At 65.8% G+C, this 25,477-nt stretch carries 19 protein-coding genes; 7 read left to right on the top strand and 12 right to left on the bottom strand.

All coding sequences use genetic code 11. The features are described from left to right. Positions 1–11: 11 nt before the first annotated feature. Genes ACYVB7_RS04325 through ACYVB7_RS04300 form a run of 6 tightly spaced genes read right to left on the bottom strand, consistent with a single transcriptional unit; the run spans position 12 to position 10,248 of the window. Positions 12–6,392, bottom strand: a complete 6,381-nt coding sequence (locus tag ACYVB7_RS04325) for a hybrid sensor histidine kinase/response regulator (protein ID WP_460505343.1) — start codon at positions 6,390–6,392, stop codon at positions 12–14. 55 nt (positions 6,393–6,447) lie between these two features. Continuing rightward, the gene (locus ACYVB7_RS04320; RefSeq protein ID WP_460505342.1) at positions 6,448–8,727 is read right to left on the bottom strand and encodes a methyl-accepting chemotaxis protein; all 2,280 of its coding nucleotides are present in this window, start codon (positions 8,725–8,727) and stop codon (positions 6,448–6,450) included. Positions 8,728–8,755: 28 nt separating this feature from the next. Beyond that, entirely contained in the window at positions 8,756–9,292 is a 537-nt protein-coding gene (locus ACYVB7_RS04315; protein WP_460505341.1) for a chemotaxis protein CheW, read from the bottom strand. 5 nt (positions 9,293–9,297) lie between these two features. Beyond that, positions 9,298–9,660 (bottom strand): response regulator, encoded by a 363-nt coding sequence (locus ACYVB7_RS04310; RefSeq protein ID WP_460505340.1) that lies wholly within the window; start codon positions 9,658–9,660, stop codon positions 9,298–9,300. Then, a complete protein-coding gene (locus tag ACYVB7_RS04305) occupies positions 9,657–10,049 on the bottom strand; it encodes a response regulator (protein ID WP_460505339.1) in 393 nt (130 codons plus the stop codon). Before ACYVB7_RS04305 ends, ACYVB7_RS04310 begins: the two co-directional genes overlap by 4 nt. Positions 10,050–10,074: 25 nt before the next feature. Then, entirely contained in the window at positions 10,075–10,248 is a 174-nt protein-coding gene (locus ACYVB7_RS04300; protein WP_460505338.1) for a rubredoxin, read from the bottom strand. A gap of 133 nt (positions 10,249–10,381) precedes the next feature. Between ACYVB7_RS04300 and thiD the strand changes: the two genes are divergently transcribed. Both thiD and hemL read left to right on the top strand, forming a co-directional pair. Next, on the top strand, positions 10,382–11,320 hold the full coding sequence (gene thiD, locus ACYVB7_RS04295) for a bifunctional hydroxymethylpyrimidine kinase/phosphomethylpyrimidine kinase (protein ID WP_460505698.1): 939 nt from the start codon (positions 10,382–10,384) through the stop codon (positions 11,318–11,320). Positions 11,321–11,387: 67 nt separating this feature from the next. Next, complete coding sequence (hemL, locus tag ACYVB7_RS04290; protein WP_460505337.1) at positions 11,388–12,689, top strand: glutamate-1-semialdehyde 2,1-aminomutase; 1,302 nt, start codon at positions 11,388–11,390, stop codon at positions 12,687–12,689. 32 nt (positions 12,690–12,721) lie between these two features. Here hemL and ACYVB7_RS04285 read toward each other — a convergent pair whose 3' ends face one another. From ACYVB7_RS04285 to dusB, 4 genes are all read right to left on the bottom strand, one after another. After that, entirely contained in the window at positions 12,722–14,407 is a 1,686-nt protein-coding gene (locus ACYVB7_RS04285; RefSeq protein WP_460505336.1) for an HDOD domain-containing protein, read from the bottom strand. Positions 14,408–14,485: 78 nt separating this feature from the next. Continuing rightward, entirely contained in the window at positions 14,486–16,099 is a 1,614-nt protein-coding gene (gene purH / locus ACYVB7_RS04280; RefSeq protein WP_460505335.1) for a bifunctional phosphoribosylaminoimidazolecarboxamide formyltransferase/inosine monophosphate cyclohydrolase, read from the bottom strand. Between the two features lie 96 nt (positions 16,100–16,195). Continuing rightward, complete coding sequence (locus ACYVB7_RS04275; protein ID WP_460505697.1) at positions 16,196–16,456, bottom strand: helix-turn-helix domain-containing protein; 261 nt, start codon at positions 16,454–16,456, stop codon at positions 16,196–16,198. Between the two features lie 50 nt (positions 16,457–16,506). Further along, positions 16,507–17,535 carry a tRNA dihydrouridine synthase gene (gene dusB, locus ACYVB7_RS04270; RefSeq protein ID WP_460505333.1) on the bottom strand — a complete coding sequence of 343 codons (1,029 nt, stop codon included), beginning with the start codon at positions 17,533–17,535 and terminating at the stop codon, positions 16,507–16,509. 109 nt (positions 17,536–17,644) lie between these two features. On the opposite strand from dusB, the gene ACYVB7_RS04265 reads away from it, so the two are divergent. Then, positions 17,645–18,127 carry a YqaA family protein gene (locus tag ACYVB7_RS04265; protein ID WP_460505331.1) on the top strand — a complete coding sequence of 161 codons (483 nt, stop codon included), beginning with the start codon at positions 17,645–17,647 and terminating at the stop codon, positions 18,125–18,127. A 6-nt stretch (positions 18,128–18,133) separates the two neighbouring features. Here the strand turns inward: ACYVB7_RS04265 and ACYVB7_RS04260 are convergent, their stop codons facing one another. Continuing rightward, entirely contained in the window at positions 18,134–20,671 is a 2,538-nt protein-coding gene (locus tag ACYVB7_RS04260) for a cation-translocating P-type ATPase (RefSeq protein ID WP_460505330.1), read from the bottom strand. Between the two features lie 223 nt (positions 20,672–20,894). Here ACYVB7_RS04260 and ACYVB7_RS04255 point away from each other — a divergent pair, with 223 nt between their 5' ends. Further along, on the top strand, positions 20,895–22,316 hold the full coding sequence (locus tag ACYVB7_RS04255; protein WP_460505329.1) for an aspartate kinase: 1,422 nt from the start codon (positions 20,895–20,897) through the stop codon (positions 22,314–22,316). Positions 22,317–22,495: 179 nt separating this feature from the next. Here ACYVB7_RS04255 and ychF read toward each other — a convergent pair whose 3' ends face one another. After that, on the bottom strand, positions 22,496–23,590 hold the full coding sequence (gene ychF / locus ACYVB7_RS04250; protein ID WP_460505328.1) for a redox-regulated ATPase YchF: 1,095 nt from the start codon (positions 23,588–23,590) through the stop codon (positions 22,496–22,498). Positions 23,591–23,795: 205 nt separating this feature from the next. Between ychF and ACYVB7_RS04245 the strand changes: the two genes are divergently transcribed. The 3 genes from ACYVB7_RS04245 to ACYVB7_RS04235 all read left to right on the top strand — a co-directional run bounded on the left by ACYVB7_RS04245 (position 23,796) and on the right by ACYVB7_RS04235 (position 25,472). Then, complete coding sequence (locus ACYVB7_RS04245; RefSeq protein WP_460505326.1) at positions 23,796–24,050, top strand: glycine zipper 2TM domain-containing protein; 255 nt, start codon at positions 23,796–23,798, stop codon at positions 24,048–24,050. Between the two features lie 110 nt (positions 24,051–24,160). Continuing rightward, on the top strand, positions 24,161–25,015 hold the full coding sequence (locus ACYVB7_RS04240; protein WP_460505696.1) for a tetratricopeptide repeat protein: 855 nt from the start codon (positions 24,161–24,163) through the stop codon (positions 25,013–25,015). 1 nt (position 25,016) lies between these two features. Beyond that, positions 25,017–25,472: a YccF domain-containing protein gene (locus tag ACYVB7_RS04235; RefSeq protein ID WP_460505324.1), complete on the top strand. Its 456-nt coding sequence runs from the start codon at positions 25,017–25,019 to the stop codon at positions 25,470–25,472. Positions 25,473–25,477 lie beyond the last annotated feature (5 nt).

Raw genomic sequence — 25,477 nt, 5'->3', positions numbered from 1 at the left:
CGGCCTTGGGTTCAAGCGTCCACCGCGGCGGCGATGGAAGTGGGCTGCTGACAGTAGTACTGGATCCAGTGCAGCAGTTCGTCTTCCGCGTAGGGCTTGCCCAGGTAGTGGTCCACCCCCAACTGGCGGGCGTGTTCGCGGTGCTTCTCGGCAATGCGCGAGGTGATCATGATCACCGGCAGGTCGGCCAGCGCCGGGTCGGAGCGGATGTTGCGCACCAGGTCGAAACCGTCCATGCGCGGCATTTCGATGTCCGACAGCACCACCGTGGGCCGTTCGCCTTGCAGCTTTTCCAGCGCTTGCAAGCCGTCAGCGGCCAGCACCACACGGTAGCCTTCCCGCACCAGCAAACGCTGGGTGACACGGCGCACAGTAATAGAGTCGTCCACCACCAAGATGAGCGGGGCCTGTGCCCGGGCGGCCGCCTCGCGCGGCACCAGGCCTTGCTCGGCCCCAGCCGCTTCGGCGGCCTCGGGTTGCTCGCCTTCGGGGGAAGGCGCCAACCAGGCCCGCACCTGTTCGCCATACACCGCCGACAAGGCCACCGGGTTGTAGATCAGGGCCACTGCGCCGGACGCCAGCACGGTGGTCGCCGCCAAGCCCGGCAGACGCGAGAGCTGCGGCCCCAGGTTTTTCACCACCACTTCCTGGTTGCCCAGCACTTCGTCGATGTGCAAGGCCACGCGCTGAGAGGCGCTTCGGAAAATCACCACCGGGTAGGTGCGCGCTTCCTGCGCGGTGCTGCGGCGTGAGGTTTGCAACAGCGCCCCACCCCAGTAGAACGGCACCGCCTCGCCCGCCACATTGAGCGTGTGTGCAGCCTGGGCGGCCGACAGCTCGGCGCCGCTGACACGCCGCACCACTTCCACCAGGCTGGCGGGCACCCCGAACGTGAACTCACCAGCACGCAACAGCACCACCTGCGTGACCGCCGTGGTCAGCGGCAGCACCATGCGGAACCGTGTGCCCTGGCCTGCATGGGTGGTGGTCTCGATGCGACCACCCAGCCCCACCACCTCGGCGCGCACCACGTCCATGCCAATGCCTCGCCCGGCCAGGTCGGTCAGCGTGTCGGCCGTGCTCAGACCGGGGGCAAAGATCAGCTGCGACAGTTCAGCCTCAGACGGCGCGTCGTCGGCAGACAACAACCCCAGCGAGACGGCTTTGGTCCAGATGGCCACCAAGTCCAGTCCACGGCCATCGTCGGCAAAGGCCACCGACACGTCGTTGCCTTCTTGGCTCAGCTCGATGTTGATGCGGCCTTCGGGCGACTTGCCTGCGGCTTCACGCAGCTCCGCTGTCTCGATGCCGTGCACCACGCAATTGCGCAGCAGGTGTTCGAACGCCGGGGTCATGCGGTCCAGCACGGCCCGGTCCATCTCGATGCGCCCGCCCACAATGTCCAGCCGCACCTGCTTGCCGGTTTCCTTGGAGGCCTGGCGCACCACGCGGTAGAGCCGGTCGGCAATGCCTTCGAACTCCACCATGCGCGTGCGCAGCAGGTCGCGCTGCAACTCGCGGGTCTGGCGGGCCTGGGCGGTCAAACCGTCTTCGGTGGCGTCCACGGCCTTTTGCAGGTTGCGCTGCACCGTGGCCACGTCGTTGACGGACTCGGCCATCATGCGGGTGAGTTCCTGCACGCGGGTGAAGCGGTCGAACTCCAAGGGGTCGAAGGCGTGATCGGCCTCTTTGGCCTGCGCCAAACGGGACTGCATCTGGCTTTCGGCCTGCAACTCGATGTCGCGCAGTTGGTGGCGCAAACGGTCCAGGTTGTCGGTCAAGTCGGTGAGGGAGCCACGCAGTTGGGCCAGTTCGGCCTCCATGCGAGAGCGGGTGATCATGACTTCACCGGTCTGGTTGACCAGGCGATCCAGCAGTTCCGGGCGCACCCGGACGGCTGCCGCCGTGGACGACGCATGCACCGATGCGGGCAGACGGGCCACCGCCATGGACGAGTCCACCGGCACCGACGCCTTGACCACCGGATCGACAGTCCCTTCGCCCGGCACGTCCGACACAGGTTCGGGAACCACGGGCTGCACCGCCGCCTGTTCAGGCAGGGTGGTGACCCGGTGCGGCACGGCCACCTCATCGGGCTGCCGCAAGGCATCCAGTCGGGCGGTGAGACCGTCCAGGCTGGTGAGCAAGGGTTCGATCAATGTGCCGTCCGACACTTCCGAGCCCAGGCGTTCTGCCTGGGTCTCCATGCGGTGGGCCATTTCACCCAGCCGCAAGGCACCGGCCAAGCGGGCGCTGCCTTTGAGGGTGTGCAGGTTTCGCAGCACCTCCACACGGGCCGACGCGTTTTCGGGCCGGGCCACCCATTGGCGCAATGCCGTGCCCAGGCGGGGAATCAGGTCTTGCGCCTCTTCATCGAAGATCTGGAAGAGGTCGGCATCCAGGGTGTCCACCGCATCGATGTCGTCGTCCACCGAGTGCACCGGCGAGTCCAGGTTCACGGTGGCCTCTCGTTCCACCGCCAAGGCGACCGGCGCCACAGGCAAAACGGATGGTGCAACCGAAGGCTCGGGCTCGGGCTCGGGCTCGGGCTCGGGCTCGGGCTCGGGCTCGGGCTCGACAGCAGGCTCACCCAGGCCGGCCTCGCCATCGAGCGCTTCGGCATCCAGCGGCAGCGGTGCATCCTCCGACGGCAACGCACCTTCCAACTGCGGCTCGTCTTCCAGCTCCGAGAAGCCATCGTTGAGCAGCGCGTCTTCGGGCAACGAAGCTTCTTCCGGCAGGGTGCGGTGAATGAGCTGCTCCAACGCGGGGATGAGGTCCGGCAGAGGGTCCTTCAGGAAACCGGCTGCAAACTGATGCAGCAGACGGCGAATGTCTTCGGCGGCATCCACACACAGACGTGCATCGGGGACATTGGCCAAATGCCCGGCGGCCGCGTGAAGCCCCAGCGTGTCCAACGCATGCTCCAACGCCCTCGACAGCCCCGACAGGGCCTCAAAACCAATGGCAGCCGATGCGCCCGCCAAGGAATGGGCGTACGCGGCAACCCCCTCGGGAACCGGCTGTGCCTCGCATTCCAGCAGCCATTCGTTCAAATCGTGGCTCAAGCGGCGGGACCATTCGTCCGCTTCGTTGAGGAACACATTGAACAGTTTCACCCCCAGACGCAGCGGGCCAATGACCTTGGTGTCATCGTCCATCGCCCCCAACGCCGCGGGCTCTGGCTCTGGCTCTGGCTCTGGCTCTGGCTCTGGCTCTGGCTCTGGCTCTGGCTCTGGCTCTGGCTCTGGCTCTGGCTCTGGCTCTGGCTCTGGCTCTGGCTCTGGCTCTGGCTCTGGCTCTGGCAATGATTGTGGCTGCGCCACGTCCAGCCCGCTGGTGTCTTCGGGGGTCTCGGGCAAATCGAAATCGAGGTGGAATTCGTTGTCGGCCGAGGACTCGGCGACGGGCTCGAGCGCGGCGTCCACGGACACCACTTCACTGGGAGACTCGGGCAGCAAGGCTTCAACGGACAATGCCGACAGGTCTTCTTGGGGCGCCTCGGACGCCGCCACATCCACCGCGGGCTCCAAGTCAGGCAAGTCAAACTCCGGTACGTCGGCCAACGCATCGGGCGACGTGACAGGGGTGGCCTCGGGCAGGCTGAGCAGGGCATCCAGGTCCAGCGTCAACATGCCATCATCTGCGGGCACATCGTCCAAGGCCACCTCGACAGCCTGTTCAGCGCCGTCGGCCTCCAGTGAAGGTGCTGCGTCGATGGTCTCCACCTGAACGGGTTCGCTCTGATCAAACTCGAACCGCGAATCGGGTTCTGGGACGCTGCCGCCTGGCTCGGGCAGTGCTTCAACGGCTGTGTCGGCCCCCAGTGGCAACCGCACCCCATCGTTGCGCATGGCTTCCGACGCCCGCTGAAACGGCTGTGCAGACCATGGATGGTCTGCATGTCCCGCGATGTCCTCCACCCAGCGGGCCAAGCGCGCCAGGGCTTCGGTGCCCAGCTCACACAACTCGGGAGTGACAGGGCGTGCTGCTGCCAACCAAGCGTTCATCACCTGTTCCATCGCCCAGGCGGCTTCACCAAATTCATTCAGCCCCACCATGCGGGAGCTGCCCTTGAGGGTGTGGAACGCACGCCGCAACGTGGTCTGGTCGGCCATGCTGCCCGGCGCTTCACGCAAGGCCACCAAAGCAGCCTCGCCAGCCTGAATGACGTCCCGGGCTTCTTCCAGGAAGATGTCGCGCAAATCGTCTTCGACGATGTCTTCGGCCTCGGCCTCTGGCGCAACGGCCAGTGGTGACGCCTCTGTGGGTGCCGCTGCGAGACTGGCCAACTCCACCAGGGCTTGTGCGCCAGCTTCGGCATCACTGGCCACAGCGGAAGCCGCCTGTCGGGCCGCGGCCGCCAACGGGGCGTGATCAGACAATGCGGCTTGATCCGCCAAGCTGTCGAGCTGGAGGCTCAGGGCCGACAAGTCCACCGGGATGGATGGATCACTCACCGCCTGGAGCATGTCACCCACATGCGATTGCAATGAGTCGCCGGGCATCGTGACCTGGGAGTCCAGCACCTCGTCATGGGGCAAGGCTTGCGGCTGCGCGGCCGTTTCTTCGGACGTGCTCGGCTGTTCGGGGGTCGGAGCAAGCGCAGCAGGTGCCGCGGCAACCCGCCCCATCACCGGGTTCAATTCACCCGAAACCGGGTCAAACACAAACAGCTTGCGCGCCAACGCCGGCTGGTAGTGCAGCATGTCAATGAGGAAACTGAGTGCACTCAGGTTGTTGGCCAGGCGGCTGAAGGTACCGGCTTGGCGGGCCTGCTCGGCATCGACCTCGTCAGCCAGCATGTCCTCGACCGTGGTGCGCATGTGCATCACCGCGGACACGGCATGGTCCAGGCCCAGCACCGACAGCACGCCCCGCATCTGGTGAAGCCGCTGGGGCACACGCATCAGGGGAGCCTTGTCGCCAGGCTCGCGCACGAACTGATCGAGTTCACGCTCAAGCTCGGTGAGGCTGACCTTGAGCTCGCCAACCACACTGCCCATGGTCTGGCGATCACTGACCTTGCGGTACAGGTCTTCCATCCACTGTTCCAGCGGTGGCGAGGACTGGCCTGCACAGGCCTGCTCGACCCGCTGCCCCATCTGGACCAAACGCGAGGGCAACTGGGGGTCATCCACCTCAAGGTCTTGCAACAAGGCTTCCAGGAACAACAGGGCCGTGGCCACTTCCATGCCCAACTCGGCCCCGGGGGTCCCACCCGACTGACGCACCTGGTCAATCGCGTGAACCAAGCCTTGTGCCAATCCTGCGGCATCAGGCAACACCTTGTGCAACGAGTCGGCCACCAAAGTGAACTGGTCACCAACCTGACGAAGCTTGTCGGTGTCCCCCCCGGCCAGCAGGGACCATCCCTCTTTGGCCGACAACACCCTGCGCCGGGCCTGCGCCAACAGCGCGGGGTCGAAGCGGCCCAGGGTCGAACTCTCGTAATCAATGGGGGGAAGTGCCGTGGAACCCAGCGCGGCGCGCACCAGATCGAGCACCGGCGTCTCAGCCTTCGGGGCGTCTTTGGCCCTCGCGACAAAAAACAGCAGGTCCTGGAGCAGGACATGAGACACCTCAAGCTTGCCCTGCGCCTGGGCGGAATACTGCAACAACACCCGGGAAGCAGCCCGTTTGACATACACATCTGCGGGCAACAAACCGTGCTGAATGGCTTCAAAATAGGCCGCAGCCACCACCCAGAACGTGGACTGAGTCCGACCCGAAGCCCCTGCGGCCAAGCCCAATGCCGCGCTGCGCAGATGCCCCGCCGCAATCGGGTGCAGGTTCTTGACCACATGCAGCACATAGCGGTCAAAACGCGCACGCACGTCCACACCGGGGGCCAACGGTTGGACCTGCCATTCGGCAGGCACCGTCAACGACAGCCCTCCCACCGGATTTCTCCACAAATCGGCCGGATGAATCCGCGCCGCAGCTGCCAGCTCCTGCACGTCCCGATATTGGGGGAACAACGCCACCGGGCTGATGGGCTTGCCATGCAGCACCGATTCGAGGTATTCCACCAGTGCAAAGCCTGCTCGCTCCAACTTGCCCACAGCAGCTTCTGTGCAGGTCAACGGCCGGTTCAGAAACCGCTGCACCGCGGTTTCCATGGCCCGCACCACGCTGGCTGGCGCATGAAAATCCACCATCTCCAAGGCCCCCACCACCTGATGCAGCTGGCTGCGGGCCAGACGCAAAGGGGTGGGGTCGATGGCCGACAGGTCAGAACCACGGGCATCGGCCACATCGGCCGCAAAGCGCTTCAGGGCCTTGTGGGCTCCATCCAGAGACTTGCGCAGTTCATCGAACACCCAGGCCAGGGGGCCGAGGTCGTTTTCGGCCCCATCGGTAGGGTGAGAAAGATTGCTGACGGTGAGCATGGATGGGTTCCGACTGGAGAGGGGCTGACCACAAAAGGAGAGGCAGGAATGATCGTCAGCTGATCTTGAATCGCGCCACGGACTGACGCAGTTCCTCGGCCATGCGTGACAGTTCTCGCACCTGTTGAGCCGTGGAGCGAGTGCCCTCTCCGGTTTGTTCGGTCACCGCAAAAATGTGCTGGATGTTGCCGGCCACTTCGTTGGCCGACTCGGCTTCCTGGGAGGCGGAATCCGAAATCTGCTCAATCAGCAAAGCCAGACGGCGCGACACGCTGTCGATCTCGGACAGTGCGGCACCGGCGTTGTCGGACAGTTTGGCCCCTTCCACCACACCCTGCGTGGAACGCTCCATGGCGGCCACGGCGTCCTGGGTGTCGGTCTGAATGGCTTTCACAAGTGCGGCAATCTGGCGCGTGGCGTCGGCAGAACGTTCGGCCAGTCGCTGCACTTCTTCCGCCACCACCGAGAAGCCGCGACCGGCTTCACCGGCAGACGCGGCCTGGATGGCGGCGTTGAGGGCCAGCACGTTGGTCTGTTCGGTAATGTCGGAAATCAGCTCGGTGATTTCACCAATCTCCTGGGACGACTCACCCAGCCGCTTGATCCGCTTGGAGGTGTCCTGGATCTGGTCCCGGATGGCGTTCATACCGCCGATGGCGTTCTGCACGGCCTGCAAGCCCGACTCGGCCGCCTGCAGCGATTGGCGGGCCACCTGGGCTGACTCTTGCGCCTGAGCGGACACCTGGTTGATGCGCTGCGCCATGTCCAGCACCGACTGACCGGTTTCGCGAATTTCACGCAGTTGCTCGGACGAAGCCGCCAGCAGCTCGGTGGACGTGTTTTCCACCATCGAGGTGGTCTGCGCCACGCGGGTGACCGTGTTCTGCACGTTGCCCACCAGGGAGCGGAGTTCTTCCACCGTGTAGTTCACCGAGTCGGCGATGGCACCGGTGATGTCTTCGGTCACCGTGGCTTCCTGGGTCAAGTCGCCTTCAGCCACCGTCTGCAACTCGTTCATCAACCGCAGAATGGCCGCCTGGTTGGCGTCGTTCACGCGCTTGGCTTCCTGCTCCAGCTCCACGGCGCTCAGGCGCTGTTGCTCTGCCAGCAACTGGCGCTGGCGGCTGTCTTGCAGCTGCACAAAGGCCAAACCACCAGCGGCCACCAACGCAAACAAGGCCGACATCAGCAGCAAGGCCAGCTGCACCCCACCGAGACCCGTGTGTGCGGACAGATCACCCTGCAACTTCTCAAAACCCAAACGCAAAGGCTCACTGTCGGCAATGATGGACGCTTGGGCCTCGCGAGCTGTCACCAAGCCTTGCAAGTTGCCCAAGATGGCGCCCGCCTCGGTGCGGGTGCTTTCATACAGTTTGATCAGGGATTCCAGGCGCTCCCGCACTTCGGGATCGTTGGCGGCGTTCAGCTTGAGTTCCGCGCTGCCTTTGAGCAGGCCGGTGGCGATTTCCCGGAAGGAGTTCAAGTCCTTGCCCAACAAAAACACGGCCTCGGGGCTCACACCCTCCATGGTCAGGAACTCGTTGGCCGACTTGCCGATGCGCTGGGTCAACATCACCAGTTGCCCTGCCGCGGAAATTTCAGCGGCGGGCGCGTTCTGTTGAAGCTTGAGAGAGGAAATGGTTTCGGCGATCTCCAGCAAGTCAGAGGACTGGCGGTTGATGGCCCGCAGGGCCTCGCCCACCTGGGTCAACACATCCTTTTGCTTCAGGACGATTTCCGCGGACTTTTTGGCCCGCTCAACCTGCGGCATCAGGGCCTTCAGGGTGTCCTGGTGCTCGGTATCCAAGGGCTTCAGATCGGGTGCGTGTTCGTGCTGGGAGACGCCCTGCGCGTGCTCAGCCGTGTCGCCAGACATCAGTGCCATGGCGTTGTCGAACAACACTTCCGAGCTGCTCTCGACTTCTTTGAACGCCCCAGGGCTGCCCACCAGCGCCTGCGACACGCTTTTGGCCAGCCGCTGGGACTGCATCAGGGCCTGACCGGTGGCCGCCACCTGCTGGCTGGCGCGATCGGCCTGACCCAAGGTCATCAGCGTCACCCCGCCCAGCACCACCAGACCGGCTGCCAACAAGGCCGCCAAGGTGCGCTGGTGCTGCGCCGCGGGACGATTGCCCAACAGCGGCAAGGCCACCATGGCCACCGCATCCTCTTCGGGGCCCATGCGGGTTTCGAGGATGTCCGTCTTGCGATCCAGATTGGGGGCCTGAGCAGGTGCGGCTTGCACAGAAGACTCCATGGACACGATGGAATCCTCCAGGGTATTCACATCGGGCTTGCTGCCCACCAAGCCTTTGACACGATTGATCCACGACATCTCTGTATTTCCTTGGATAGAGGGCCGTTCAGGCCAACACGCTCAAAAAATCCGGCCAATCGGCCAGCGCCTGGAGGTTGAGTTCCTGCCAGCGATCACCTTTGGCATCGGTCAGCACCTGCCCCAGAATGGGCGCAGTGCCTTCTGCTCGCGGTTCTGCGCCGGTGAACATGCCCACACCACGCAAACCCACCAGCCGATCCACCCACAACGCGGCGTTGACGCCCAGTGCGGGATGCAAGGCCACCAGCTTGGCATCCCCGGTCACCGCGGAGGAGGACACGGACTGATCCCCAGCAAGAAACGCACCCAGATCGACCACACCCATCAAACCACCGCGCAACGCGGCAACCCCCAGGAACCAAGGTTGGGTGTAGGGCACCCGCTGCACAAAGGGCACGGGAAAAATTTCGCCCGACTGAACCAAGGGCAGCAGATAACGTCGCCCATGGGCTTCAATGGCGAGCCACGCGGCATCGGCACCGGACGCCTGCGCAGCCGCCAGCCGACTGGCCAGGCGCTCCTGCAAGGCCTTGAGGGATTGACGGGTTTGGCTGTTGGACATGCCGCTCAGCCCAGTGCCTGAATCTTGGCCAACAGTTCCTTGGGATCCACGGGCTTGGTCACGTAATCCTTGGCCCCCTGCCGCATGCCCCAGACCCGGTCGGTCTCCTGGTTCTTGCTGGTGCACAGGATGATGGGCACGTGCGCAAACTTGGGGTCGCGGGAAATGGCCCGGGTGAGCTGAAACCCATTCTGACCGGGCATGACCACATCCATCAGGATGAGGTCGGGCGTCTTCTCGGCCAGACAGCGGTAGGTCTCGTCAGCGCTGTCGGCCGTGCGAACGCCATAACCTTGCCGACTCAGCAAATCGGACAACACCATGAGTTCGGTCTTGGAGTCATCCACCAACAAAATGTCGTTGATCATCGTTCACCTCCGTGCGTTCCACCATACTGGAGAACTGCCTGAAGCAGCTGATCCTTGGTGAACGGCTTGGTTAAATAGTCCTGGGAGCCGACCATGCGACCCCGCGCCTTGTCAAACACCCCGTCTTTGGACGACAGCATCACCACCGGCGTCGAGGCAAACCGCGCATTGCGCTTGATGATGGCGCAAGTCTGGTAACCATCCAAGCGGGGCATGAGGATGTCGCAAAAAATCAGGTCGGGCTCGGCATCACTGATTTTGGCCAGCGCATCGAAGCCGTCCTCGGCCAGCAACACCTCGTGCCCACCTTGCTTGAGAAAGATTTCAGCACTGCGTCGGATGGTGTTCGAGTCATCGACCACCATGATCTTGAGGGGTTTGTGGCTCATGTCGGCAGAATCTCCCGGTGGACAGTCAGATCTGGACCATTTCGAAGTCGTCCTTGCGTGCCCCGCATTCAGGACACACCCAGTTCATGGGCACCTGCGCCCAGGGCGTGCCCGGTGCAATGCCATGGTCGGGCGCTCCCGCGGCTTCGTCATAGATCCAACCGCAAATCAGGCACATCCAGGTCTTGGCTTCGTTCATGTCCAACGGCTTGTCAGTCTTAAAATGAATTTCATTGTATCGACACCCCCACGCAGGCCGGACCTTTGCAACAAGCCACCTGTCGCGCCCCGACAACCACTCCGGGGAAAACCCCCATCCGGTCCCGCCCATGATGTCCACTTCTGACCCCCAAACCCCCGATGACACCCCCGAAGCCGAGTCCGCTTCGTTGCCCTGTGTCATGAGTTTCAACGCCAACGACCCCAGTGGAGCCGGGGGCTTGGCCGCCGACCTCACCACCATCGCGTCGGCCTCGTGCCATGGCCTGCCGGTGGTCACTGGAGCCTACGTGCGCGACACCACCGAAATCCGCGACCACTTCGCCTTTGACGAAGAAGCCGTGGAAGAACAGGCCCGCATCACGTTGGAAGACGTGGACGTGGCCGCGTTCAAGGTGGGGTTTGTCGGCTCGCCCGACAACCTCAGCCGCATTGCCGAAATCACGTCCGACTACCCCGAGGTGCCGGTGATCGCCTACCTGGCCGACCTGTCGTGGTGGGACGAACTGTCCATCGACACCTACCTGGACGCCATGGCCGAGCTGCTGCTGCCGCAGACCACGGTGCTGGTGGGCAACCACAGCACCCTCTCACGCTGGCTGCTGCCCGACTGGGAGGCCGACCGCCCCCCCGCCCCGCGCGACCTGGCCCGTGCCGCGGCCGCCCATGGCACCCCCTACGTGCTGGTGACGGGCTTCAACGCCGCCGATCAGCACCTGGAAAGCCACCTGGCCTCGCCCGAAAGCGTGCTGGCCTCGGCCCGGTACGAACGTTTTGACGCCACCTTCTGCGGTGCGGGCGACACGCTGTCGGCCGCGCTCACGGCCCTGCTGGCGGCGGGTGCCGACCTGCAAACCGCCACGGCTGAAGCCCTGACCTACCTGGACCAGTGCCTCAACGGCGGCTACCAGCCCGGCATGGGCCATGCCGTGCCCGACCGCATGTTCTGGGCCCACGACGAAGACGACCCCGACGCCCCCGCCGATGGCACCCCAGTGGGCGACCCCACCACCGTCACCATGGATTTCCCGCTGGACAAGACCCGGCACTGAATTGCAAGCTTTTTTGGCCTCCAGCTCTTTCAGAAAAAGTGCAAGAAGCTACATTTTCAATAGCACCATGACCTCCACCGACCGCAACCAACACCTGTTCGACCGCGCCAAAGCCCTCATCCCCGGCGGCGTCAACTCGCCCGTGCGGGCCTTCAAGGCCGTGGGTGGCACGCCACGCTTCGTGGCCCGGGCCCAGGGCGCGTATTTCTGGGACGCCAACGGCAAACAGCACATCGACTACATCGGTTCCTGGGGCCCCATGATCCTGGGCCACGGCCACCCGGCGGTGCTGGAAGCCGTGCAGAAAGCGCTGCTGGAAGGTTTCAGCTTCGGCGCCCCCACCGAGCGCGAGGTGGAACTGGCCGAGGAAATCATCAAGCTGGTGCCCAGCATCGACATGGTGCGCCTGGTCAGCTCGGGCACCGAAGCGGGCATGAGCACCATCCGCCTGGCCCGGGGGGCCACGGGCCGCAAGAAGATCATCAAGTTCGAAGGCTGTTACCACGGCCACGCCGACGCGCTGCTGGTCAAGGCCGGTTCGGGCCTGGCCACCTTTGGCAACCCCACCAGCGCGGGTGTGCCGCCCGAGGTGGTGCAGCACACCCTGGTGCTGGAGTACAACAACCTGCAGCAACTGGAAGAGGCGTTTGCCCAGCACGGGGCCGACATCGCCTGCCTGATCATCGAACCCATCGCGGGCAACATGAACTTCGTGCGGGCCAGCGTGCCCTTCGTCACCCGCTGCCGCGAGCTGTGCACCCAGCACGGTGCGCTGCTGGCCTTTGACGAGGTGATGACCGGCTTCCGCGTGGGCTTGGGCAGCGCCCAGGGCCATTACGCCAGCCTGATCCCCGGCTTCGAGCCCGACCTGACCGTGATGGGCAAGGTCATCGGCGGTGGCATGCCGCTGGCAGCCTTCGGCGGCAAACGCGCCGTCATGGAACAACTGGCCCCGCTGGGCGGCGTGTACCAGGCCGGCACCCTGAGCGGCAACCCCGTGGCCACCGCCTGCGGCCTGGCCACGCTGAAAGAAATTCAAAAGCCCGGCTTCTTCGAAGCCCTGAGCACCCGCACCCAACAGCTCACCGCGGGCCTGCAAGCCGCCGCCGACGCCGCGGGTGTGCCCTTTGCCACCGACAGCCAGGGCGGCATGTTCGGCTTCTTCCTGATGAAGGACCTGCCGCAGAACTACGCCACCGTCATGACCACCGACGGCCCGCGTTTCAACACCTTCTTCCACGGCATGCTGGACCGGGGCATCTACTTCGCCCCGGCGCTGTATGAGGCGGGTTTTGTGAGCGCCGCCCACACCGAGGCCGACGTGCAGGCCACGGTGGAAGCCGCCGCCGAGGTGTTCCGCGGCCTCTGACGGCCTTTTGACCGCGACGGCCCGCCCCACTCTCAGGTGGTCAGGCCCCGGTGCGCCAGGGCCTGCAACACGCCGTCGCGCACCGATTTCAGCAAAGCCATTTCCGATTCATTGAGCACCAGGGTGCCGGGTGTGGGCCGGTCGGCGTACATCAGCCCGTGCACGCGGGCGTGTTGGGTCAGCGGCAACAGCACAAAGGTCCGCGCCCCCACCTTGGGGCCAAACCAACTGGGCAGCCGCTTGGCAATCACGGCGTCTGAGGTGTCGGAGATGAGTGCGTCCTTGGCATTCAGGCACAACACGCTGAACAGGTCCGGGCTGCCGCCCAAGGGCACCTGAAAGGCCGCACAGACCGCAGCGGCCCGCACGCCCGTGGCCAGGTGGCCTTGCAGCCCGTCCTGACCCGGTGGGCGCAGACACACCACCATGCGCTGCAAGGCCAGGGTGTCGGACAGATCGGTCATCACCTGGCGCAGCACATCGTCCAGCGGTGCGCTGGACGATGCCATGTCGGTGAGGCGCTGCAAGGTCAGCTCCAACCCCTTGGCAATGCGCTGAGGCCCCGTGGGCAGACGCAAGGGCTTGTTGGCGGAACCCCCCGTCGTCGCCGCGGCGCTGCCTGCACGCGCTGCTGGCGCGGGCGGGGACACACCGGGCCGGATGCCCAGCAGCTCGGCAATGTCGGCCCAATGGTCCATGGCTTCTTCGCCCAGGGCTTGCAGGGATTCGGGGTCGAGCTTCAGCACCTGCCCCAGGGTTGCACCGAAATGGGCCATGCAGGCGTCCCGTGCGGCGGCCACCAGCTCAGGATCGCCAGTGCGGGGAATGTGGTGCAGCTCCACCGACAGGTCGGAAGCGGCCGTGCACAACACCCGCAGGTACTCGTCGGCCCGCAACTCCGCCGCCAGGTCGTCGGGGTACAGGCGCCGCAGCTGCTGGGCCAGGGGGTCGGGCCAGCCCCATTGGCGGGCCACTTCCACACCCAGGTCTTCGTGCGACAGCCCCAACACCTGGCGCGACACCCGCTCGCGGATGCCATGCACCTGCGCGGCCCCCGGTGGTTGTGGTGGTGCCTTGACGGCCCCGGTGTGCAAGGCGGCATTGGCCTCGGCCTGGCGGATCAGGCTGGCCACGGCCTCGTCCACCCGGGACTGGATGGCGCGGGCGTCCTCCGGGAAGTGTTTGGCCACCAACATGCGCCCCAGGTTCATGAACAGGGCGGCCAGGTACACCGACTCGCCATGGCGCTGCGTGCGGCACAGGCGCTGTGCCAACAGGCCGGCCAACAACGCCCGGCTGCATTCGTGGCGGGCGGCCTCGCCATCCCGACCCTTGGGCATGCGTTCGAACAACATCAGCGACGCGGCCAGCATGCCCACGCTCTCGAACCCCATCAGGGCCACCGCACGTTGCATGCTGGTGATGTTGCCGCCGCCCGCCGAGCGGTAGAACGCGGCGTTGATGATGCGCAGCAGCTTGCTGGTCATGCCCACGTCGCTGAGCACCTGGTTGGACAACTGGTCCAGGTGTGAGCGGTCGGAACGGGCAATGCTTTGAATGGCGCCAATGGACTCCCGCAGCGTGGGGAAATCGGCGTGTTCGGAAATGCGGGCCATCAGCCGGGCCAAAGCCTGGGCCCGGCGGGTGGCGGCATCGGCCTCGTCGCCGCTCGACGAGGCCACGGAAGGGTCAGGCGGGGATTCGAGGGTTGGGGTCATGGCAGGTCCACATCAGGCCCAGTGTGCCTGCAAGCCCTGTGCCTGCCCATGCGGACAACCCCAAGACCCGGTGACCGCTCAGTGGCGGAAGTGACGCACGCCGCTGAACACCATGGCCACGCCACGCTCGTTGGCGGCGTCGATCACTTCCTGGTCGCGCATGCTGCCACCGGGCTGGATGATGCAGGTGGCGCCAGCATCCACCACCACGTCCAACCCGTCGCGGAACGGGAAGAAGGCATCGCTGGCCACCGCCGTGCCCGACAGCGACAGGCCCGCGGCCTGCGCCTTGATGCTGGCGATGCGGGCCGAGTCCAGGCGGCTCATCTGGCCTGCGCCCACGCCGTAGGTCATGCCGTTGGCGCAGAACACGATGGCGTTGCTCTTGACGTAGGTGGCCACCTTCCAGGCAAACAGCAGGTCTTGCAGCTGCTGTTCGGTGGGTTGCAGCTTCGTCACCACCTTCAGGTCGGACAGTTTGAGTTCATGGATGTCAGACGTTTGCAGCAGCAGGCCCGAGCCCACGCGCTTGGCGTCCATGAAGTTGCGGCCCTGGTCCCAGGCGGTGGGGCCGCCGGGCGGCAGCGCGATTTTCAGGATGCGCACGTTGACCTTGGTCTTGAACACCTCCAGCGCCTCGTCGGTGAAGTCGGGGGCCATCAGCACCTCGACAAACTGCTTGGACACCTGCTGCGCCGCCGCGCCGTCCAGCGGGCGGTTGAAGGCGATGATGCCGCCAAAGGCGCTGGTGGGGTCGGTCTGGAAGGCCTTGCTGTAGGCCTCCAACGGGTTGGCACCCACGGCCACGCCGCAGGGGTTGGCGTGTTTGATGATGACGCAGGCCGGGGTGTCGAAGCTCTTGACGCATTCCCACGCCGCATCGGCGTCGGCAATGTTGTTGTAGCTCAGCTCCTTGCCCTGCAGCTGCACCGCCGTGACCAGCGAGCCGGGGGCGGGGTACAGGTCGCGGTACAGCGCGGCCTGCTGGTGGCTGTTTTCGCCGTAGCGCAGGTCTTGCAGCTTGACGAAGCGGCCATTGCTCTGGCCGGGGAACAGGTTGCGCACGGGCGCGGCCTCTTGCTCGGGCAGGCCGTTGGACAGGTCGATGGCCGACAGGAAATCGCTGATGGCGGCGTCGTAGTTGCTGATGCGGTTGAAGGCGGCCACGGCCAGCTTGAAGCGGGTGGCGTCAGAAACCTGCATGGTGTTCACGGCCTTGCTCGCCTTCAGCTCGGCCACCACCTCGGCGTACTGGCTGGCGTCGGTCAGCACGGCCACGTCTTTCCAGTTCTTGGCGGCGCTGCGCACCATGGCGGGGCCGCCGATGTCGATGTTCTCGATGGCGTCGGCCAGCGTGCAGCCGGGCTTGGCCACGGTGGCTTCAAACGGGTACAGGTTGACCACCAGCAGGTCGATGGTCTCGATGCCGTGCGCGGCCAGGGCGGCCATGTGTTCGGGCGTGTCGCGGCGGGCCAGCAGACCGCCGTGCACCTTGGGGTGCAGGGTCTTGACGCGACCGTCCAGCATTTCGGGGAAACCGGTGACCTCGGCCACCTCGGTCACCGGCAGGCCGGCGTCGGCCAGCAACTTGGCGGTGCCGCCGGTGGAGATGAGGCCCACGCCCAGGGCGTGCAGTTCACGCGCCAGTTCGAGGACGCCGGTTTTGTCGGAAACGGAAAGGAGGGCTCGCATGGATGGCCTTGACAAGGTTGGAAGTTGAAAAAACAAGAAACTTTTTTGGCACCTACCGCTTTATTTGCTTAAGGTGTTTGCTACACATTCAGAAGTTCACTCCGCCAAGCCGTGTTCCAGCAGCTTTTTGCGCAGGGTGTTGCGGTTGAGGCCCAGCCACTGGGCCGCGCGCGACTGGTTGTTCTGGGCACGCGCCATCACCTCTTCCAGCAGCGGTTTTTCCACGGCCTTGACCAGCATGTCGTGCAGGTTGGCTGGCTCGGTGCCGTCCAGGTCGGCAAAGTAGCGGCGCAGGTTGTCGCGCACGCAATCGGGCAGGTGGTTGGGCTCGGGGGCCGCGGCGGGCTCGGCCCGCACCGGGCTGGCCAGGCTGCCGGTCGGCAGCGATGTGTTCAGGTCGTCGAAGCTCATGACACGCAGGTGTCCCATTCGTCAAAAAAATCGTGCACGGCGGCCAACTGGGCGTCGGCTGCCTCCACGGCGTTGATGCGCTGGCGGAAGGCCTCGGCCAGCGCCGGGGGCACGTCGCCAAAGGCCTTGGCATACCAGGCCAGGTGTTTGCGGGCGCTGCGCACCCCGGTGCGCTCGCCGTACAGGGCGTGGTGTTCGCGCAGGTGGTCCAGCATCCAGGTGCGCAACTCGGTGCGGGTGGGGGGTGGCAGGTGCTCCCCGGTGGCCAGGTAATGCGCCATTTCCCGAAAAATCCACGGGCGGCCCTGCGCAGCACGCCCCACCATCACGGCGTCGGCCCCGGTGTGGGCCAGCACGCGCCGGGCGGCCTCGGGGCTGTCCACGTCGCCATTGGCCACCACCGGGATGGTGATGCGGCTTTTGATGTGGGCCACGGTGTCGTGTTCGGCCTGGCCGCGGTAGCCCTGCTCGCGGGTGCGCCCGTGCACGGTGAGCATCTGCACCCCCGCAGCCTCGGCGGCCTGGGCGATGGCGGGGGCGTTCCTGGCCTGGTCGGCCCAACCGGTGCGCATCTTCAGCGTCACCGGCACGCCTTGTGGCGAGCAGGCAGCCACCACAGCCTCGATGATCTGCAGGGCCAGGGGTTCGTTCTGCATCAGCGCCGAACCCGCCCATTTGTTGCACACCTTCTTGGCCGGGCAGCCCATGTTGATGTCGATGATCTGCGCGCCGCGGTCGATGTTGTAGCGGGCGGCGTCGGCCATCATGGCGGCGTCGGTCCCGGCAATCTGCACGGCGATGGGGGCGGTTTCACCCTCGTGGTCGGCCCGGCGCGAGGTCTTGAGGCTGTCCCACAGGTCGGGGCGGGAGGTGACCATCTCACTCACCGCATGGCCCGCCCCCAGCTTCTTGCACAGCTTGCGAAAGGGCCGGTCGGTCACCCCCGCCATGGGCGCCACGAACAGCCGATTGGGCAGCACATGGGGCCCCAGGCGCAAGGGCTGGGCAACGGCAACGGGGGGCATGGGGGAATGGGCTGCTGAAAAAAGAGGCAGGATTGTAACGCCACCGACATCGTTCTTCCGCCCCTCCTCTCCATGGGTGAAGGACCCTTGCCCTACACTGCGCCGCGCCATGGACGCCTTCACCACCCAATTCCTGCAATGGCTCAGCCTGCCCGAGGTGGGGCTGAGCACCGTGTTTGTGGTGGCCACACTGTCGGCCACCCTGTTGCCCATGGGGTCGGAGCCGGTGGTGTTCGGGCTGGTGAAGCTCAACCCCGAACTGTTCTGGCCTGCGGTGCTGGTGGCCACGGCGGGCAACACGCTGGGCGGAGGCATCAGTTACTGGATGGGGGTGGGCACACACGCCGCGGTGGACCGCGCCCGCGGCCACCCCACCGAGCTGCGGGCGCTGGCCTGGTTGCGGCGCTTTGGGGCCAAGGCCTGTCTGCTGGCCTGGCTGCCCGGGGTGGGCGACCCGTTGTGCGCGGTGGCGGGTTGGCTGAAGCTGCCGTTCTGGCCGTGTGTGGCCTACATGGCGGTGGGCAAGCTGCTGCGTTACGTGACCCTGACGGCGGGGCTGTTGTGGGTGTTCCCGGGCGCGTTGCAGCCCTGAGAACGTTCAGCCCACCCGGCCCCGGGTGACCCAGCGCAGCGCCTCCAGCCACCACCAGCACACGGCCACCAGGACCAGCAGCGCCACCGCGTCGCGCCCGCCGGGCGCCACCAGACCCAACAGATCGCGCAAGGGCGGCACCGTCCAGGCCAGCACCAGCAGTGCCGCCTGCCCCGCAGCCATCCAACCCAGCCACCGGTTGGGCAAGCGCCAGGCGCGCCACACCGGGCGGTGGGGCTGGCGGTTGGCCAGCACCAGCAGCATCACCCCCGCCACCAGGGCGGCAAACCCCAGGGAACGGACCTGGGCCAACGTCCCGTCGGCCTGCATCATCCAGCCACAGCCCAGCAGCAACACGGCGGCCACACCCAGCCCCTGCAACAGGGCGGGCACCAGGTGGTGCCACCCAAAAGGTGACTCGCCGGGCGCACGGGGCGGACGGGCCATGCTCCGCGGGTCCTCGGGCTCGTCCTCGAACACCACCGAGCAGGCCGGGTCGATCAACAACTCCAGCAGCACGATGTGCACGGGCAACAGCAGCGTGGGCCAGTGCAGCAGGGTGGGCACCAAGGTCAGGCCGATGATGGGCAGGTGCACCGCAAACACGAAGCGGCTGGCCTTGGTGATGTTGTCGTAGATGCGCCGCCCCTGGCGCAGGGCCGCGACGATGCTGGCAAAGCTGTCGTCCAGCAGCACCAGCGAGGCGGCCTCGCGCGCCACGTCGGTGCCGCGCTGGCCCATGGCCACCCCCACGTCGGCGGCCTTGAGGGCGGGGGCATCGTTGACGCCATCCCCCGTCATGGCCACCACCTCGCCGTTGGCCTGCAACAGGCGCACCAGCCGCAACTTGTGGGTGGGTTGAAGACGGGCGCACAGGTCCACCTGTTTCAGCCGGGCTTGCAGGTGGGTGTCGTCCAGGGCGTCCATGTCGGCCCCGGTGAGCACGTCGGGCCGTTCCGACAACCCCACCTGCCGGGCAATGGCCCGGGCGGTGGCCGGGTGGTCGCCCGTCATCATGATGACCCGCACCCCCGCCTGGCGGCATTGCGCCAGGGCGTCCGGCACTTCGGGGCGGGGTGGGTCGGCCAAGGCCACCAGGCCCAGGAACTCAAAATCGAAATCGTGCTGGCTGCCCGGCCAGGCATCGGCTTGGGTGTTTTGCCAACGGCCACAGGCCACCCCCAGCACCCGCAGGCCCCGCGCGGCCATGGCCTCCACCTGCACTCGCCAGGCGGCGCGGTGGGGTTCGTCCAGGTGGCACAGGTCGGCCACCGCTTCGGGCGCACCCTTGGCGGCCAACAGGTGCAGCTCGGGTTGTGCGGTGGAATACACCCGGGTCATGGCCAGGATGTCGGCGGACAGCGGGTACTCCTGCTCAGGGGTGCGCCCGTCGTGGACGTGTTCGGTCCCCGCCAGCCGGTCGTACCCAAAACGCTGGATGGCCTTTTCCATGGGGTCGAACGGGTCCGCAGGGGTGGCCAGCATGGCGAATTCGATCAACCGGTGAAAGGCCTCGGGCAGCGCCGGGCCAGTGCCCGCCGCGGGCTCCGTGAAGGTGGCGTCGGCCACCGCCAACTCGGCCACCGCCATGCGGTTCTGGGTGAGCGTGCCCGTCTTGTCCACCGCCAGCACGGTGATGGCCCCCAGGGCTTCCACAGAGGTCACGCGCCGGGTCAGCACCTTCTGGCGCGACAGTCGCCACGCCCCCAGCGCCAGGAACACGGTCAGGATGACCGGAATTTCCTCCGGCAGCACCGCCATGGCCAAGGCAATGCCGGACAACAGGCTGTCAAGCACGGGCCGCCCGCTCCACCACCAGGCCAAGCCCACTTGACTCACCGCCAGCGCCACGGCAGCCCAACCCAGTCCGCGCACCATGCGCCGCGAGCTTTGCTGCAAGCCGGAGGGCGGCTCGACGGTGGTGGCCAGGTCCGCCCCGATGCGCCCCACCGCCGTGTGGGCCCCGGTGGCGGTGACCTCGGCCAACGCCACCCCGCGGGTGACCACGGTGCTGGCCGACACGTCGGGCGTGGCGGGGTTCTTGGCCACCGGCACGGCCTCGCCGGTCAACAGCGACTCGTCCACCTCCAGGCTGCCCTGCAACAGCCGGGCGTCGGCGGCAATGCGGTCGCCCTCGTGCAGCACCAGGAGATCGCCCCGCACCACGTCGCGGCCCGGCACGCGAAGCTCCTGCCCGTCGCGGACGACCAGCGCCCGCGGCGCGGACAAGTCGCGCAGCGACTCGATGGCCCGCTGGGTGCGCCGCTCCTGCACCAGCGTGATGCCGATGACCACCCCCACAAAGCCCAGCAGGAACAGGGCCTCGGCCCGGTCCCCCAGCACCAGGTAGATGCCGCCCGCCGCCAATAGCATGAGGAACATGGGCTCGGTCACCACCTCGCGCACCAGGGCCAGCAGGCTCTTGGGCTCGCTGCCGGGCAAGGTGTTGGGGCCGTCGGTCTGCAGGCGTTGGACCGCCTCTGCGGCACTGAGCCCTTGGCCATGCTCAGAACGGGGTGGGCAAATGGAATCGGAAGGGGTCATGCGCCCAATCTAGACCGATTTGCCGTGGTGTGCGCCCGAGCCACATCAAGGTTCCGTCGAATTCTTGACCCAAGCCCCCCCGCGCACCACGGCGAAAGGCAGCCCTGCATGCTTTCTGTGGGGCGGCGATGTGGGCCCGTTGCAGCCCTCGAAAGGGGAGAGGGCGCCTTGTGGTGGACAATCGAGGGTTGACCCTATTGCTCAAACCCTTTTCAGCAACGGCATGCAAAACGCTTCAAAACCCCAGATCTCTGTCGAGAAGATCGGCGGCACCTCGATGTCCGCCTTTGGCGATGTGCTGCGGCACATCATGCTCCACGACCCCCACCGCATTTACGGGCGGATTTACGTGGTGTCGGCCTACTCGGGCGTGACCAACCAGCTGCTGGAGCACAAAAAGACCGGCGAACGCGGCATTTACGCCCTGTTTGCCGAAGGCAAGGGCTACCAGGATGCGCTGGCCCAACTGGCCACCAGCCTGAAGAAGCTCAACGCCGGGTTTGCCGAGTTCGGCCTGCCGCTGGACGTGGCCGACGCCTTCATCGACCACCGCATTGCCCAGGCCCGCGAGTACCTGAGCGCCATGCAGCATGTGCTGGCCAGCGGCTACCTGAGCCGCAAGGACGTGCTGCTGGCCGCCCGCGAGGTGCTGGCCTCCATCGGAGAATCGCACAGCGCCTTCAACGCCGTGGAAATGCTCAAGGCCAAAGGCGTCCAGGCCATCCTGCTGGACCTGGCCGGGTTTGACGACAACGAGGCCTGGACCATCGACGAGCGCATTGCCCAAAGCTTCAAGGACCTGGACCTGGCCCACAACGTCATCGTGGCCACCGGTTACACCAAGGGCATTGAAGGCATCATGCGTGAGTTCGACCGCGGTTACTCCGAGGTCACGTTCAGCAAGATCGCCGTGGAAGTGCGCCCCGCCGAGGCCGTGATCCACAAAGAATTCCACCTGTCGTCCGCCGACCCCAACCTGGTGGGCCTGGAAAACGCCGTGATCGTGGGGGCCACCAACTACGACGTGGCCGACCAACTGGCTGACGTGGGCATGGAGGCCATCCACCCCAAGGCAGCCAAGCCCATGGAGCTGGCCGGCATCCCCATCCGGCTGAAGAACACCTTCGAGCCTGACCACCCCGGCACGCTCATCACCAAGGACTTCGTGGGCGAACGCGCCCGTGTCGAGATGGTGACCGGCAGCGACAAGGTCACGCTGGTCGAGATCCACGACCCCAGCATGGTGGGCACCGTGGGTTTTGACGCCGAGCTGATGCAGATCTTCACCCAGCACGAAATCAGCTACATCCTCAAGGCCACCAACGCCAACTCCATCGCTCACCTGGTGTGGGACAACGCCATCACGCCCGAGCTGGTGGCCGAGCTGGAAACGCGTTACCAGGTGGTGACGGTGAAAAAGAGCGCCATCGTCTGCGCCATCGGCTCCAACATCGGCATCCCCGGGGTGCTGGCCAAGGCCGCACAGGCGCTGGCCGATGCCGGGGTCAACGTCAACTGCGTGTCGCAAACCCTGCGCCAGGTGAGCATGCAGTTCGTGATCGAACGCGAGGACTACAAGACCGCCGTCAAGGCCCTGAACCAGGTGCTGTGCGTCAACTCGGGCGCCCCCGTGCCCCGGCGCTGAGCCACCTGAGTGCGCCGGGGGCATTCCAGTCCCCGGCGCAGCAAAAAGCCCGCTTGCAGCGGGCTTTTTCATTACTCACAAATTTATAGCATCTTACGCTTATAGATAAAGCGCCAGATGCCATTTTTGCCCACAGTCCTCATCCTCCATGCAAGGGGCTGAAGAACCGCCGAGGGGCGTCAAACGTTGAACAGGAAGTTGAGCACATCGCCATCCTTGACGACGTATTCCTTGCCTTCGGCGCGCATCTTGCCCGCGTCCTTGGCACCCTGCTCACCCTTGTAGGTGATGAAGTCGTCAAACGCGATGGTCTGGGCACGGATGAAGCCGCGCTCGAAGTCGCCGTGGATCACACCCGCCGCCTTGGGCGCGGTGTCGCCGATGTGGATGGTCCAGGCGCGCACTTCCTTCACCCCGGCGGTGAAGTAGGTTTGCAGGCCCAGCAGCTTGAACCCGGCGCGGATCAGGCGGTTCAGGCCCGGCTCGTCCTGGCCCAGCTCCTTCAGGAACTCCAGCCGGTCGGCGTCGTCCATTTCGCTCAGTTCGGCCTCGATCTTGGCGCAAATGGCCACCACCGGGGCGTTCTGGCCCTCGGCGTACGCCTTGAGCTTGTCGAGCAGCGGGTTGTTCTCGAAACCGTCTTCACTGACGTTGCCCACGAACATGGCGGGCTTGGCGGTGATGAGGCACAGGGGCTTGAGCAGCACCTTGTCCTGGTCGCTCAGGTCCAGCGTGCGCACGGGCTTGCCTTCGTTCAGCACGGCCTGCACCTTGGTGAGGATCTGCACCAGGGCGGCGGCTTCCTTGTCGTTGCCACTCTTGGCGGCCTTGGTGTAGCGCTGCAGGCTCTTGTCCACCGTGCCCAGGTCGGCCAGGCACAGCTCGGTCTGAATCACTTCGATGTCGGCAATCGGGTCCACCCGACCGGCCACGTGGATGACGTTGTCGTCCTCGAAGCAGCGCACCACGTTGACGATGGCGTCGGTCTCGCGGATGTGGGCCAGGAACTGGTTGCCCAGGCCTTCGCCCTGGCTGGCCCCGGCCACCAGGCCGGCAATGTCCACAAACTCGACGATGGCCGGCACGATGCGCTCAGGCTTGATGATGTCGGCCAGCTGATCCAGCCGCGGATCAGGCACTTCCACCACGCCCACGTTGGGCTCGATGGTGCAGAAGGGGTAGTTCTCCGCCGCGATGCCCGCTTTGGTCAGTGCGTTGAACAGGGTGCTTTTGCCGACGTTGGGCAAGCCAACGATGCCGCATTTCAAACTCATGGAAGGTCCTTAGAGGGGGGGCCACCCACGAAGCAAGCCCAACGGCACATGCACGGCAACCCAGGAAAATGGGGGCCGATTGTACCGAGGGGCTGGGCACGTTCCCGTTACAGCTTGGCACAACTGCGCCGCGCATCGAGTCGTCAGCCCCCTCATCCCTCGAAATAATGAACGCCAACATTCATTCCAAGAGGAGTCCTTGACCATGAACCCCAAAGCAACCCTGTCCAAACTGCTGATCACCGCCATCGTCCTGCCGTCCATGGTGGCGTGCTCCAACCTGTCCCATCGCCAACAAAATGCGGCCATCGGCGCGGGCGTGGGGGCTGTGGCAGGCTCTGTCCTTACCGGCGGCAGCACCGTGGGCACCCTGGGCGGCGCGGCCATTGGCGGCGTGATCGGCCACGGGGTGGACGGTGGCGGCAAAAAGAAATGCACCAACCCCCGTGGTTGCCCTTGAAATCAGCCCCGCCACCACGACGTGCTGGGCCGGGGCCACGGCAAGTGCCCCGGCAAACCGACAGGTGAAAGGCTGAATCCATGACCCGTTTTGCGTTGGCCCCTGTGCGCATGGGGCTGCTGGCCGTGCTGCTGAGTGCATCGGCATGGGCCTTGGCCCTGCCTGCCCCCAAAGACATCGAGGCTTCCGTGCAGTCGGGCAACCTGAGCCAGGCTGAGCAGCAACTGCGGGAGGTGCTGGCCGTCAAACCCACCAGCGCCCGGGCCCACTACGAACTGGGGCAGGTGCTGGCCCGCGAGGGCCGTTACGCACAAGCGCTGGAGTCCCTGCAACAGGCCCAGCGGCTGGATTCGTCGCTCAAGTTTGCGTCCAGCAAACAACAGTTCAACAGCCTGCTGAAGACCGTGGAGGCCAAGGCCAGCGCCGCCAACCTGTCCGCCCCAGCGGCCTCAACGACCACGGCGGACCGAAGCCACGCCACGGTCACGCCTTCGACGGCCCCCAGCCCGGCACACCCCTCAGTCGCCCCGTCAGCCCCGGCCTCGGGCATGCCGTGGTCCCTGATGTTGGGGTTGGGCGGGCTGGCCGCGGTGGTGTGGTGGCTGATGGGGCGACGCAGCACCCCAACCGCCGCCAGCAGTGCCCCCTACACCCCAAGTTCTCCCTATTCGCCTTACGGCGGCGTGCCTCCTGCGGCCACCAGCGGTGCGGGGTCCATGGCCAAAGGTGCCGTGCTGGGGGGATTGGCAGGCATGGCCGCGGGTTATGCGCTGTCCAAGGCCTTGGAAGACGAGCATCCGTCCTCATCCTCCCGGGAACCCAGCGGCACCACCAGCACCACCAGCCACGGCGGTGGCGACTACATCCCTTTTGACAACACCCCCAGCAACGACTTGGGCAGCTTCGACGCAGGCCAAGGTGACAGCTGGGACAGCGCCTCCAGCGGCGGATCGGACGAGTGGTGACATGAGCGCCATTGGCAACTTCTTGTGGTTTGTTCTGGGCGGTGCCGTCATGGGCCTGGGCTGGTGGCTGGCGGGTCTGATCTGCGCCATCACTGTCATCGGTCTGCCCTGGGCCAGGGCGTGTTTTGTCATCGGGCAGTTCGCCTTCTTCCCCTTTGGGCGGGAAGCGATCGCCCGCAATGACTTGTCGGGCCGCGACGACATCGGCACCGGTGCCTGGGGCACCGTGGGCAATGTGCTGTGGTTTCTGGCGGTCGGCATCTGGCTGGCCTTGGGTCACGTGGTGGCGGCCGTGGGGTGTTTTGTCACCGTCATCGGCATCCCCTTCGGCATCCAGCACCTCAAACTGGCCGGACTGGCGCTGGCCCCCATCGGCAAGACCATCGTGACCCGCGACGAGGCCGCCGCTGCGCGGCTGCTGTCGGCCCAGCTTGAAGTGGCCAAACGCCGCAGCTGAAGCGC

Source organism: Hydrogenophaga soli (assembly GCF_054777695.1).
Note: the sequence above shows the minus strand (reverse complement) of the source record. Positions and strands in the feature narration are given on the sequence as shown.